This window comes from Fictibacillus sp. 18YEL24, assembly GCF_015903855.1.
GTDB classification, from domain to species: domain Bacteria; phylum Bacillota; class Bacilli; order Bacillales; family Fictibacillaceae; genus Fictibacillus; species Fictibacillus phosphorivorans_C.
In genome coordinates, this window is record NZ_JACZDT010000004.1 from 257500 (window position 1) to 270842 (window position 13343).

Sequence of the window (13343 nt, forward strand, 5' to 3'; positions counted from 1 at the left end):
GTCTATAGATAAATGTACCATCTTCTTTTACTCTGAATAGGATGTGGTAGAAGGAGGGGGTAATATGTATCAACAACCATATCCATATGGAGCATCACAAAATTTTGGTGGACAATCGGCGGGAATGGGTCGGTCACCATTAAAAAAAATGTATAAAACATGCTTAAAAAACAAAAATCAGCATGTGCAATTAATGTTGATGGATGGTGCAGCATATACAGGTTTTATTGAATATGTGGACCAGCAAAACGTCTATTTTGCCATACCTTATGTAGAAGAAACACAAGAACATCGAAACCCTGAAGCGCAGTATGATGTAAGGGGATATCAGATCTATCGATGTATGTTTCCGCTTCATGCTGTGGCAGGGGTAAACGGGGCATTTTAAGGGAAATTTTGATGGAATCCTTCTTTTTTTAGCAAGAGTTATCAATGAGAGCGCGGGTAACCTATAGAAGAAAGGAGGTACATCAACATATGGGGCAGCATAAACAATTTAAACATGGTCAGAAAGCACCCAATAACGGGATGTATGTAGAAATCGGTGAGACGGGAAGTATGGTAAATGATCCGCAACAGATTCATTTATCAGCCGGAGATCGATTTCCGGAAACAACGAATCATAACAGAGTTTGGACATATAAACGAAAGCCATAGCAAAAATAAAAACCCGGCATATAAACCGGGTTTTTATTTTATATCTCTTCGCTTTTTGCTGGCAATAACTCACCAAGAATAGAAATTATGACTGTAAACACTACTCCGAAAATACAAGCTTTAACGAAATCGAATGTTCCGCCTTGCATTGAAACGAGCACATAAAAAATCATATTACTTAATAATAAAGACCAGATTAACGTCCAAATATAACGCATGCCACATTCACCTCTTTATGTAAACGAATTCTTTACCCTTCTGTATAGTAACAAAAGTTGAGATAAAGGGAAAGATTCTTTATGTAAATAATCGTCTAATAAGCCCTAAATGTTAAAAATTTTCATAAATTGTTCAAGCTTAACAGGATAAGGGATGGTTGCGAAGAAGAAGGTACATACTTAATTCGGGTTTCATGGAGGGATCTTTTAGTATGAAAGAAAAATTGGAAGAATTGAAAGCGCTGGAAGAACAGGAAGAGAAGAACTTAACGGTAGAAGGAAAACAAACGTTGGAACAACTGAAAAAAGAACTGAATTCTTAGGCAGATAACTTTAGCTATTTTTTTTCCCCTGCATACATTAGTTAAGAAAAGCGAATTCGAGGGGAGAAATGTGAGTATCGACAAACGCACTTTCCAAATAGACAATCAATGGAATATCATACACCTACCAAAGCAGCCGAATGGTTTTGCCGTGATGATCATCGGTGATTGCAGTCATTATGTTGATGAGCATACAAGTCTTTGGAAACAAAACACTGAACGTGCAAACCTCATCCAATCCCTCAAAAATCAAGGATATACTATATTTTATTCTAATCTATACGGAAGACATTGGGGTAGTCCGAAAGCAGTCATTCTGGCAAAACGACTTTACCACTATGTAATGAAGCATGAAATTTTAAACCCGAATATTCATTTGATCGCAGAGGGTATGGGATCACTTGTTGCACTCCAGCTCATGGAGGATATGCAAAAAAATATACGCTCAGCCTTATTTATCAATCCATGTATCGATTTGCAGCACCATTTCAATCATGAAAGACAGAACCGATTATTTTTCAAACGACTGATTCGTGAAATCATCACAGCTTATGATACAGAAGAAGATATAGAATTACTAATTCATAATCTACCTCAAACCAATCATCTTACAGCCACTACACCCGTTCAAATATGGCATGCGGCACGCGGTGTTGCATTTAATTTTAAAGACCACAGCAGACCTTATGAGAAGAGAAGACAAGAATTAGCAGCACCTATTTCACTTTCTATACATGTTCCTGAAGCTACGTTCAATCCGGCAAGGGCCTTTCAAGAATATTTTAAAAACCATGAAAAAGTGTTGTAGAAACCTCATTACGTGAATTAGTAATGGGGTTTTTGTGTGTAAAAAAGTATCGTATTCTTTTGGGTAAGACCATAGGATAGTAAGAGGAGAAAAATGGACTGGAGGCTCTTACATGAAAAAGGCATTTGTAACAGGAGCGGCAGGGTTTATCGGTTACCATTTGTGCAGCCGTTTATTGGATGAAGAAGTGGACGTCGTCGGCATAGATATGGCAGAATCTCCAGACCGGATTGATTTCATTGCTCGTCATGCCGGATTTAAGTACCTTCCTTATGATATAAACGAAACGGATCTTGAACCACATACAAATGGCTGCGATGTGATTTTCCATCTCGCTTGTTCAGTCAAGCCAACAGCACCATGGGCTAATATAGAAGATGAGGTACAGCGGAACGTCTCTGTTCTAAAAAAAGTTGCAACGTTAGCCAACAGTGAAACAAAGTTGATCTATGTATCATCCTATGACGTGTATGGTAAACGTCAAGGAGATGTTTTGGAAACCTCACCAAAAAATCCCGAGTCACTTTTTGGTCTAATTAAGCTAACAGAAGAAAATATCGTGAAACAACTTGCTGAACAGCATGATTTTCCATTTGTTATCATGAGATTGCCAACTGTATATGGACCCGGACAGCCTGAACACCATACGTATCAACAGGTAATATCGACGGAAGATCAAGATCAGAAAAGGAACGATTCGATATCAAAAGATTCAGTTACAGAAGATGTACTCTTTGTAGATGACGCCGCTGAAGCATTATTCTTGGCGGGTAAATCAGATGCAAAAAATGAAATCTACAACATATCAAGTGGCAATCAGAACCAATGGCTTGAAGGATTAACAGAATTAAAAGCCGATCAATTAACATTCAAAGAAAAAAGAAAGATGCGGATAAAAGGTGAGAAAGCGGAAAATGAACTCGGGTTTCGTGCTAAAACGAAAATAAAAGAGGGTATTATGAAACAGATTATGCATTTTAGGAATAGGAATAAAAAATCAAAGCCCAATTCTAAAGAGATTTAACAAGTGAAGGTGATCCTGGTAGTTTCCAGGGTCATTTTTTGTTTGAATTGCAGTGTGCTAGCATGAAGGTATAGGTATGATTACCTTTGACGTTGTATGTCGACTCGTCGATAAGTGAGGAAAACTCGGTGAATTATCGTAAAAATTCGTCAATATAACGCTCGGATTTCTCAAAAAATTTATATGAATACCTTAGCAAGTATAGTTGAAACTTCATTAGTTAGATCGAAAATTAATCTTAAAACGTTTATCCGTCGCACATTTTTCTTTATAATAGGTAAGGGTTAATAACTCTGTACATATAGTGAAGGAGGATTAAAAAGATGGATACAGAACGCAACATGAAATTTATGCAGATCGCTATGTCACATCTGCCTGAAGCGCAAGCTTTTTTAGAGAAGAAAGGAATTGAGCTTGGGATGGAAGATGTTCAGCCGATGCTTCAGCTCTTAATGAACGTGATGAATGATGCTTACGAACTTGGAAAAGAAGAAAAATAAAAATAAACAAAGAAAAGCCAACCAGCTCGGGTTGGCTTTTTTTACTTCTTCTTAAACGCAGAAAAGATAGGTGAGATCTGTTGTGCGACTTTTACCGATTGGTCGATAACAGAAAAAATTTTATTGTAATCTAAAGAGCCTTCCTGCGTTCGAAAAGAATGTAGAAATGGTCGAGGCATCGGTTGATGAAACGGTGCCGGCATACCTCTGAAAGCAGGGCCACCGAAATGTTGTGGTGGTGGAAAACCTTGCTGCATATGCTGCTGGTTTTGTTGGCCCATTGGAAAACGTCCAGGAAACTGCGGAGGATACATCGGTTGCTGTCTAGCTTGGGGATTATGCATATTGAACCACTCCTAATATCAATTTCACTAAACTTACACTTTTCTTCCATACAGGATATGCCCTACGGCTTATATTGGTGAAAGAAAAGAACTTTAACTAGACAAAATATAAGAGATATCATAAAATTAGTACCAGGTCATAATATTTGATTATAAATCAGTTTTTCATTTATTTAGTAAATCGTTATTTCATATTACTCATCTCAGCGGGAACGAGTAAGAAACCTTTATTTAAACAAAAACGAAACCAAAGGGGTAATGTTATGAATGCAGGAATCATAGGGATGGGAAGCTATATCCCTGAAAAAATTCTAGCGAACTCCGACCTGGAAAAAATGGTTGATACAAGTGACGAGTGGATTCGAACTCGAACAGGAATCGTAGAACGTAGAATTGCAGAAGAATCGGTAAAAACGTCTCATATGGCTAGATATGCAGCGGAAGAAGCGATAAAAGATGCGGGCATCTCTGCAGAAGATATTGATCTTATCGTGGTAGCGACGGTTACACCAGACAACCCATTTCCTTCAGTAGCATGCCAATTACAAGAATCCTTAGGTGCAAAGAACGCAGTAGGGATGGACGTAAGTGCTGCCTGTGCAGGTTTTATTTACGGTTTGGTCGTAGGAAAGCAGTTCATTGAAACAGGAACGTATAAAAATGTTCTAGTAGTTGGTGCTGAAAAGCTATCTAAAATAACGGACTGGAAAGATCGTAATACAGCAGTATTATTTGGAGACGGAGCTGGAGCGGCTGTACTTTCTAATGTTAGTGAAGGTAGAGGAATCCTTTCGTTTGAGCTTGGGTCAGATGGAACAGGAGCAAAACATCTGTATCAAAATGAATTTATCCATATGAACGGCAGAGAAGTTTTTAAGTTTGCTGTTCGTCAGATGGGTGAGACTTCATTAAATGTCGTTCATAAAGCAGGTTTGACGAAAGAAGACGTTGATTTCTTAATTCCACATCAAGCCAATATAAGAATCATGGAAGCTTCACGAGAGCGTTTAGAGCTTCCTAAAGAAAAAATGGTCATGACGATCGACAAATTTGGTAATACGTCATCAGCTTCCATACCGATGGCATTAAAAGAAGCACTAAAAGATGGTAGAATAAAAGAAGATCATACAATCGTACTTGTTGGCTTTGGTGGAGGCTTAACCTGGGGTGCTGTAGCACTTCGTTGGGGAAGATAATCATCAAATGACCGCAAATGTGTACAAAGGAGAGTTGGTTTTACAATGAAAAAAAGAGTAGTCGTAACTGGTCTAGGAGCCGTAACTCCTCTTGGAAACAGTGTAGAAGAAACATGGAAAAAGATTGTTGAAGGTCAAAGTGGTGTAGGTCCACTTACAAGAAGAGATAAAGAGAAATTTCCGGTTAAAGTTGCTGCAGAAGCAACAGAATTTAATCCGGAAGATTTTATGGATAAAAGAGAAGCACGCCGTATGGATCGTTTCACCCAGTTTGCGGTTGCAGCATCCATTATGGCTGTTAAAGATGCAAACCTAGATATCACGGAAGAAATTGCGCCTCGCGTAGGGGTATGGATTGGTTCTGGAATTGGTGGAATGGACACTCATGAAGAACAATTCCGTATTTTTGAAGCAAAAGGTGTAAGACGTGTTAGCCCATTCTTCGTTCCGATGATGATTCCAGATATGGCATCTGGTCAAGTTTCAATTACCATCGGTGCGAAAGGTATGAACTCATGCACCGTAACGGCTTGTGCATCTGGTGCAAACTCAATCGGAGATGCATTCAAAGTGATTCAGCGCGGAGATGCAGATGTAATGGTTACAGGTGGTACAGAAGCACCGATCACAGACATGGCATTAGCAGGGTTCTGCCAAGCAGGAGCACTTTCAACGAATCCAGATCCAAAAACAGCTAGCCGTCCGTTTGATAAGGACAGAACAGGCTTTATTATCGGTGAAGGAGCTGGAATTCTAGTTCTAGAAGAATATGAATTTGCGAAAAAACGTGGAGCTAAGATTTACGCAGAGATCGTAGGTTACGGAGCAACAGGTGATGCTTATCACATCACTCAGCCTGCTCCAGGCGGAGAAGGCGGAGCACGTGCGATGAGACAAGCAGTTGAAGATAGCGGTCTTGCTCCAGAAGAAATCTCTTACATTAACGCGCATGGAACTAGTACGGATTACAACGATAAGTTTGAAACAGCTGCTATTAAAGCTGTTTTTAACGAGCATGCTTATAAGATTCCGGTGAGCTCTACAAAATCAATGACAGGTCACTTATTAGGTGCTGCTGGTGGGATCGAAGCAATCTTTTCTGTAAAAGCGATTCAAGAGAGTATTCTTCCTCCAACGATTAACTATGAAACACCGGATGAAGAGTGCGATCTTGATTATGTTCCGAATACAGCTAGACAGGCAGAAGTGAAAGCTGTTCTTAGTAACTCACTAGGTTTCGGTGGACATAATGCATCATTAGTGTTCAAAAAAATCGAAGAATAATATATGATCAAACCCCGTTTTCTTATGAAAGCGGGGTTTTGCATACTTCGAGTTAATTACCTTTATTTAGAATAAAAAGGACAACCTCTGACTATACTGATTTTAAATACAAATCGGCAAAGAAGTGAGGGGTACAGATGTTATATTTACGTGATGTTTGGGTCAACTGGTTCGAAGGAGAAGAGAACGGCTATAACGTTTGTGAGTTTCATGAATGGAGAAAAGACGACTATATTGAATTATTGGATCAAGTACCAATTATTAAAATAGAATCCACACTCTTTCATTACATCGAGAATGATCTGAATGATCTGCCGGATTCTCTGCTTGAAGAGGTACACCAAAAAGCTTACGTTAGAAAGAACAACCAACGGGTGCAGCTAGAACATTGCTTTATCATTACAGATGAAAAAAAATCACTCATCATAGATACGATGGGTTATAGAATACCAATCCGCAAGAGCAGACTCATACCAAGACAAGAACAGCTAGTATTTGAGATGGCAGAGCAGACCGAGACAAAAGTCTATACGTTCAGTGAGAAGCAATTAAGTAAGGAATATCACATTCTTTCTCCGAATCCAGACAGCATGCGAGGGTTAACTCGCAAAGAGCGACAACTGAAACAACTTTTATTCATGGCTTTAGATCAGCTTCACTCGACAAAAAATGTTGCTGAGATGAGGTATTGGTGTACAGAGTGGATGCCAGAGCAATACGGAAGAATTCAAAGGATGGATTTTGACGAAGCTTGGGATGCGTTATACTGTGAGTTGAAAAGCGGTTGGTCCAAACAACATATGGATATGTGTGAGCGATTAGTGAAAGGACAACCATATTTCGAAAAGATCTGGGAGCTTGAGAACGGTACACAAGTGAACTAAGGAACGAAATCAAATAGTTTTAGAAAAAAGTAAAACCAGCAGGTGATCGAATGACCACTTCTGCTGGTTTTTTGATTGTACTGCTTTTTTATTAAGCACGTTTACGAGCTAAGCCCATTGCTCGCTCCGCTTTGTTCAATGTTTTGTTCGCCACACGATTGGCTTTTTCAGCACCAGAATCAAGAATGTCATCCAACTCAGTTGATGCTAAATATTCTTTATATCGTTCCTGGATAGGTTTAAGAGCATTTATAACAGCTTCTGCCACACCTTGTTTAAAGTCGCCATATCCTTTGCCTTCATATTTCTCTTCAAGAGATTTGATGCTTTCTCCTGATAACTGTGAATAGATCGTTAAGAGGTTTGAAATCCCTGGTTTATTTTCTTTGTCATAAGCAACAACACCTTCTGAATCAGTAGTAGCACGCTTAATTTTCTTTAAGATAACAGATTCATCATCAAGCATAGAGATGAATGAATTTTGATTTGGATCCGATTTACTCATCTTTTTCTCAGGATCCACAAGTGACATGATTCTAGCACCTTCAGAAGCAATACGAGGCTCTGGAATCACAAAAATCTCGCGGTACTTCTTATTAAATCGTTCAGCTATATCTCGTGTTAATTCAAGATGCTGTTTTTGATCATCTCCCACAGGAACGATACTCGTGTTATAAAGAAGAATATCAGCTGCCATAAGAGGAGGATACGTTAATAATCCGGCAGATACTGCTTCTTTTCCAGTTGATTTATCTTTAAACTGTGTCATGCGCTCTAATTCCCCAATATAAGAAACACATTGCATCATCCATCCCATCTTCGTGTGAGCTGGAACTTCAGATTGAATGAATATTGTTGATTTTTCAGGATTGATTCCTGCTGCTAAGTAAAGCGCAGCTAGGTTTCTGCTGTTTCTTTTTAATTCAACCGGATCTTGTGCCACTGTAATAGCGTGCTGATTAACCACGCAGAAATAACATTCGTGTTCATTTTGAAGTTCAACAAAATGCCTCATTGCTCCAATGTAGTTGCCGATCGTTAAATTTCCGCTCGGCTGAATGCCTGAGAAGATTACAGACATGATTCATCTCTCCTTTGTTTTTTAAAAATCAATATAAAAAGGCCCACTCGTCGCCTTATGCAAGGGACGAATGGACCGCGGTGCCACCCTTATAATTTTCATACATACCGAAAATCACTTTAACACGTACAGGAAAAGTTCCGATACGCTGTCCATTATATCGTGCGGACATCTACACGCCTGAGCCTACTATAAAGGTTCGGTCAGAATGCTCAAAAGCCCATTCCATCATGATTCACTGCCTGTTCTCACCAACCACAGGCTCTCTGAGAGCTTCACATCATGTACTCTTCTTTCTCATCGCATATAACATTTATTTTTTGTAGTATACACAAATTATAGAAGATATGCAACGGCAATTGTTATAAAAGTTAAAAGTAGGCCGCTGTATAAAAACGACTTCATATATGAGACGTTGATTCGCTCTGATACTTGAAAGTTAGTCTTAAATGAAACAACATCATCGATCTCTGGATGTCTGGATAAAGTTCGAGCCACTTTTTTAAAGCTGTACGTAATAAAATCAAAGAATCCACCTTTGGCTACATATAGAGCGATGCCAATGAGAGCAATAGACAATGAAAAATAAAATAAAGTATTTACGTATTTTTCAAGGGTAAAAGGTCCGGAAGATATCAAACTAACGCCAAATGCTATCACGATAGGGAACGCTGATATGATCAGGATTCTCTTAAAAAGTATGTTCATCTGTAGAAGCCTCCATCTAGTAAAAATTACACCATAAACATTAAGAAATGTACCATATTTTTTGAATTATACCGTCAGACTTTATCCCCATTGTAACAAATGAAATATAAAAATGACGAATTATCTTACAAAGTGAAGCATGTTCTATCCTCACAAAAAATCGAGAATGTAATATTCATGCTAGTTTACACATATTTTTGGTAAAATTTGTAGAATTATCAGAAAATAACCCCTGTTAAGTAATAGGAAAATATACCTATTTTTTGTTAAGGAAAAGTAAATATAATGGGCTTTTTGTAAAACTCTTAAAAAAAATAAATGCACAATTGTTTGAAAACTTGTATAATCGAACTTGTAGATGAAAATGTCTGATAATTCTTGATGCTTTTATCTGCTAACAATTTAACAGGATAAAAAGGGGAGGTCGACTCATGAAGAAGTCAAAATGGTCTTTGCTTCTTACATTAGTACTTGTACTAAGCATGTTCTTAGCTGCATGTAGTGGTGGAGACAAAGAGAAGGCAAGCGATTCTAAAGGCGGCGAAGGCGAGAAAGCAACTGAAAAGCCAAATGAGCCACAAGTACTTAATCTAGTTGATTCTGGAGAAATTCCTTCAATGGACTCTTCACAAGCAACTGACGCAGTTTCATTCGAAGTAATGAACAACGTATTTGAAGGTTTATACCGTCTTGACAAAGACAACCAACCAACTGAAGGTGTAGCTGCAAGTCATGAAGTTAGTGAAGACGGAACAGTTTACACGTTTAAATTAAACCCAGACGCTAAATGGAGCGATGGATCTCAAGTAGTTGCGAAAGATTTTGTATACGCTTGGCAAAAAGCATTACACCCAGATACACTTTCTGAGTATGCTTATATCATGGGACCTGTAAAGAATGCTAACGCAATCCAAACTGAGGGTGACCCATTATATGGTAAAGTTGAAGAGCTAGGTGTTAAAGCTGTTGATGACACTACTCTTGAAGTAACATTAGAAGCTCCAGCTCCGTATTTCCTAGGACTAACTGGATTTGCAACGTTCTACCCGCAAAAAGAAGAATATGTAAAATCTCAAGGGGATAAGTTCTCTCTTGAAGCTAACACAATGATCTACAACGGACCTTTCGTTCTTTCTGAGTGGAAGCATAACGAAGGATGGCAGTATAAGAAAAACAATGAATATTGGGACAAAGACACAGTTAAGCTTGACGAAATCAACGTGAAAATCGTTAAAGACGTAGCTACTGGTGTTAACTTATATGAAACAGGTCAAGTTGACTCTGTTGGATTGAACTCTGAATTTGTTGATCAGTTCGCAGGTAACGAAGATTTAACTAAACGTGGCGAAGCAACAGTATTCTTCCTTCGTATCAACCAAAAGAAAGAAGAACTTAAAAACGTAAACATCCGTAAGGCGATTGATATGGCTTACGATAAAAAATCATTAGTTGATGTATTACTTAACAATGGATCTACGCCAGCATACTACCTAGTTCCTGGTGAGTTCACGTTCAGCCCTGAAGGAAACGAAGATTTCCGTAAAACAAACGGAGACTTTGGTAAATTCGATCCTAAAGAAGCTAAAAAACTTTGGGAAAAAGGACTTGAAGAAATTGGTAAAAAAGAAGTTTCAATTGAATTCTTAAACTACGATTCTGACGGTGCTAAGAAAGATGGAGAGTACATTAAGAACCAATTAGAAAAGAATCTTCCTGGTTTGAAAGTTTCTATTAAAGCACAACCATTCAAGCAAAAGCTTGAGTTAGAGTCTAACGGAGAATATGATATTTCTTATGCTGGTTGGGGTCCTGACTATCAAGATCCAATGACTTTCATCGATATGTTTGTAACTGGTGGAGCTCATAACCAAATGGAATACTCTAACCCTAAGTATGATGAGTTAGTAAACGGAGCGAAAAAAGAAACTGACGTTAACAAGCGTTGGGAAATGATGCTTGAAGCTGAGAAAGTATTATTTGAAGATCAAGCAATCTCTCCTATTTACCAAAGAGGTCTAACTGGTCTACGTAAACCTTACGTTAAAGGTATCGTACATCACCTATTCGGTGCAGATACTTCTTACAAGTGGATGTATATCGAAGGTAAGCAACAATAATTAGTTTTATTGCAAAATAGTAAATAGTTTTTCTCAGGAGAGTACATGTGTTCCTGACATGTACTCTCTTTTTTGCCATGAAAAGGACAGATGGAAATTTTTATTAATCAAAAAAGAAATCAGAAAATGTCGAAAAAAGAATATTTTCTATTGATATAAAATATTTTGTCCCTTAAGATAGATATTACAGAAAGATTTCAAAATATTAAGGCTTGAAACATTTGGGGGAGGTGTTTGTAATGTTGCGTTATATCACACAGCGAGTTTTATACATGTTTTTAACAATGCTGATCATTGCAACGATTACATTCTTTTTAATGAAGTTGTTACCGGGTTCTCCATTTAACAACCAAGACAAGTTAACGGAAACTCAAAGGTACGCATTAAATGAAAAATACGGGTTAAATGACCCGGTGCCTGTTCAATATATAAATTATTTAGGAAAATTGGCACAGGGTGATTTAGGGTATACGTTTCAGTTCGATGGGCGTACCGTTAATTCATTAATCGTTAATGGTATGGGACCATCAGCAACTGTTGGTTTTGAGGCTCTAGTTTTCGGTACTCTTGTAGGACTACTATTAGGTATCATTGCTGCATTGAGACATAATACGTTTCTTGATTATGGGGCTATGGTCATAGCGGTTCTAGGTATTGCTATTCCCTCATTCGTATTTGCAGGACTATTGCAATACTTTGTGGGAGTAAAACTTCAGTGGCTACCAGTAGCCTTTTGGAACGGACCTGAGTACCACATATTACCAGCTTTCTCTTTATCCGTAGGAGTTATTGCGACAGTAGCTCGTTTTATGCGTACTGAAATGCTCGAAATTTTAGGAACTGATTATATCTTAATGGCAAGATCTAAGGGAGTTAGTAGAAAAGCAGTAATCTTTAAGCACTGTGTAAGAAATAGTTTGATTCCAATTATTACGATATTAGGTCCTATGGCTATGGCCCTTATAACAGGTTCGCTAGTAATTGAAAATATTTTCTCCATTCCTGGAATTGGAGAGCAGTTCGTAAAAGCAATTACGGTTAATGACTATCCGGTTATTATGGGTACAACATTATTCTTTAGCTTTTTAATTGTTGTAATCATATTAGTAGTAGATATTTTATACGGAATTATCGACCCTCGTATTCGTGTAGCAGGAGGTAAATCATAATGAGTATGTCAGAACGTAAACTAACACCTGATTTATTCCGCCCAGCTAATCTTGATTCGAATAAAGCAGAAGAGATTTTAAAACCAAGTTTAAGCTTTTGGCAAGATGCTTTTAGACGTTTGAAAAAAAATAAAGGGGCAATGTTAGGATTATTCGCGATCGTGTTTATCATAATCTTTTCTTTTGTTGCTCCGGTGTTAAGTAAGTATGGGATTGACGATCAGGAATTAATGAGGTCAAATTTACCTCCTAAAATTCCTGGACTCGAAAAAATAGAATTTTTGGGATTAAACGGAGTAGACATTCGTGATGTAAACCAATATGAAATGAAGAATGTTCCTAAAGGTGATTACTTTTGGTTCGGAACTGATAGCCTTGGACGTGACCAATGGACACGAGTTTGGAAAGGTACTCAGATTTCACTATACATCGCATTTCTTGCAGCTGCAATCGACTTGATTGTTGGTGTAACTTACGGTGGGGTTTCTGCTTTTTATGGTGGAAGAACAGATGATATCATGCAACGTATAGTTGAAATACTAATTGGTATTCCACAACTAGTTGTTGTTATCTTATTCATTATCATTCTTGATCCTGGAATACTCTCAATAACACTCGCACTCGTTATTACAGGGTGGATCGGGATGTCACGTATAGTCCGTGCACAAGTCATTTCATTGAAAAATCGTGAATTTGTTTTAGCTTCTAAGACTTTAGGTTCTGCAAACGGACGATTGATCTCTAAACACTTGTTGCCAAATACGTTAGGAGCAATAATTGTTGCGAGTACATTTACAATTCCTGGGGCAATTTTCTCTGAGGCATTCTTAAGTTTTATTGGTTTAGGAATTCAGCCGCCGACGGCATCGCTTGGATCATTAATATCAGATGGATTTAAATCAATTCGAATCTATCCGCATTTAGCAATTTTTCCTGCATCAGTAATGTGTATCTTGATGATCAGCTTTAACCTTCTTGGTGATGGTCTTCGTGACGCACTTGATCCTAAAATGAGAAAATAGGAAGGGGA

Annotated in this window: 15 protein-coding genes and 1 other annotated feature; of the genes, 11 read left to right on the top strand and 4 right to left on the bottom strand. The window is 38.0% G+C overall.

What is annotated here, in order from left to right; all coding sequences use genetic code 11:
• Positions 1-64 precede the first annotated feature (64 nt).
• On the top strand, positions 65-388 hold the full coding sequence (locus tag HU823_RS14450; protein ID WP_197222511.1) for a hypothetical protein: 324 nt from the start codon (positions 65-67) through the stop codon (positions 386-388).
• Positions 389-477: 89 nt separating this feature from the next.
• Positions 478-657 (top strand): YjzC family protein, encoded by a 180-nt coding sequence (locus tag HU823_RS14455; RefSeq protein ID WP_066393073.1) that lies wholly within the window; start codon positions 478-480, stop codon positions 655-657.
• 38 nt (positions 658-695) lie between these two features.
• Here HU823_RS14455 and HU823_RS14460 read toward each other — a convergent pair whose 3' ends face one another.
• On the bottom strand, positions 696-875 hold the full coding sequence (locus tag HU823_RS14460) for a YjzD family protein (RefSeq protein WP_066393075.1): 180 nt from the start codon (positions 873-875) through the stop codon (positions 696-698).
• Positions 876-1268: 393 nt separating this feature from the next.
• Here HU823_RS14460 and HU823_RS14465 point away from each other — a divergent pair, with 393 nt between their 5' ends.
• From HU823_RS14465 to HU823_RS14475, 3 genes are all read left to right on the top strand, one after another.
• Complete coding sequence (locus HU823_RS14465; RefSeq protein ID WP_144701160.1) at positions 1269-2006, top strand: alpha/beta hydrolase; 738 nt, start codon at positions 1269-1271, stop codon at positions 2004-2006.
• Between the two features lie 112 nt (positions 2007-2118).
• Positions 2119-3030 carry an NAD-dependent epimerase/dehydratase family protein gene (locus HU823_RS14470; protein ID WP_197222512.1) on the top strand — a complete coding sequence of 304 codons (912 nt, stop codon included), beginning with the start codon at positions 2119-2121 and terminating at the stop codon, positions 3028-3030.
• A gap of 323 nt (positions 3031-3353) precedes the next feature.
• A complete protein-coding gene (locus tag HU823_RS14475) occupies positions 3354-3530 on the top strand; it encodes a ComZ family protein (RefSeq protein ID WP_144701156.1) in 177 nt (58 codons plus the stop codon).
• A gap of 41 nt (positions 3531-3571) precedes the next feature.
• Here HU823_RS14475 and HU823_RS14480 read toward each other — a convergent pair whose 3' ends face one another.
• Complete coding sequence (locus HU823_RS14480) at positions 3572-3874, bottom strand: YppG family protein (protein ID WP_197222513.1); 303 nt, start codon at positions 3872-3874, stop codon at positions 3572-3574.
• A 263-nt stretch (positions 3875-4137) separates the two neighbouring features.
• Here HU823_RS14480 and HU823_RS14485 point away from each other — a divergent pair, with 263 nt between their 5' ends.
• The 3 genes from HU823_RS14485 to HU823_RS14495 all read left to right on the top strand — a co-directional run bounded on the left by HU823_RS14485 (position 4138) and on the right by HU823_RS14495 (position 7238).
• Entirely contained in the window at positions 4138-5070 is a 933-nt protein-coding gene (locus HU823_RS14485) for a beta-ketoacyl-ACP synthase III (RefSeq protein WP_144701153.1), read from the top strand.
• 45 nt (positions 5071-5115) lie between these two features.
• Positions 5116-6354 (top strand): beta-ketoacyl-ACP synthase II, encoded by a 1239-nt coding sequence (fabF, locus tag HU823_RS14490; RefSeq protein ID WP_144701151.1) that lies wholly within the window; start codon positions 5116-5118, stop codon positions 6352-6354.
• Between the two features lie 137 nt (positions 6355-6491).
• Positions 6492-7238 (top strand): YjbA family protein, encoded by a 747-nt coding sequence (locus tag HU823_RS14495; RefSeq protein WP_066393092.1) that lies wholly within the window; start codon positions 6492-6494, stop codon positions 7236-7238.
• Positions 7239-7329: 91 nt separating this feature from the next.
• On the opposite strand, the gene trpS is transcribed toward HU823_RS14495, so the two are convergent.
• Positions 7330-8319, bottom strand: a complete 990-nt coding sequence (gene trpS, locus HU823_RS14500) for a tryptophan--tRNA ligase (RefSeq protein ID WP_144701148.1) — start codon at positions 8317-8319, stop codon at positions 7330-7332.
• A gap of 59 nt (positions 8320-8378) precedes the next feature.
• Positions 8379-8629: a binding site (T-box leader), on the bottom strand.
• 26 nt (positions 8630-8655) lie between these two features.
• Positions 8656-9027 carry a DUF3899 domain-containing protein gene (locus HU823_RS14505; RefSeq protein ID WP_144701146.1) on the bottom strand — a complete coding sequence of 124 codons (372 nt, stop codon included), beginning with the start codon at positions 9025-9027 and terminating at the stop codon, positions 8656-8658.
• Between the two features lie 431 nt (positions 9028-9458).
• On the opposite strand from HU823_RS14505, the gene HU823_RS14510 reads away from it, so the two are divergent.
• From HU823_RS14510 to opp3C, 3 genes are all read left to right on the top strand, one after another.
• Positions 9459-11144 carry a peptide ABC transporter substrate-binding protein gene (locus HU823_RS14510; protein WP_197222514.1) on the top strand — a complete coding sequence of 562 codons (1686 nt, stop codon included), beginning with the start codon at positions 9459-9461 and terminating at the stop codon, positions 11142-11144.
• Positions 11145-11383: 239 nt separating this feature from the next.
• Entirely contained in the window at positions 11384-12313 is a 930-nt protein-coding gene (gene opp3b / locus HU823_RS14515; RefSeq protein ID WP_197222515.1) for an oligopeptide ABC transporter permease, read from the top strand.
• A complete protein-coding gene (gene opp3C / locus HU823_RS14520; protein ID WP_197191273.1) occupies positions 12313-13335 on the top strand; it encodes an oligopeptide ABC transporter permease in 1023 nt (340 codons plus the stop codon). The genes opp3b and opp3C overlap by 1 nt, the downstream gene beginning before the upstream one ends.
• Positions 13336-13343: the final 8 nt, after the last annotated feature.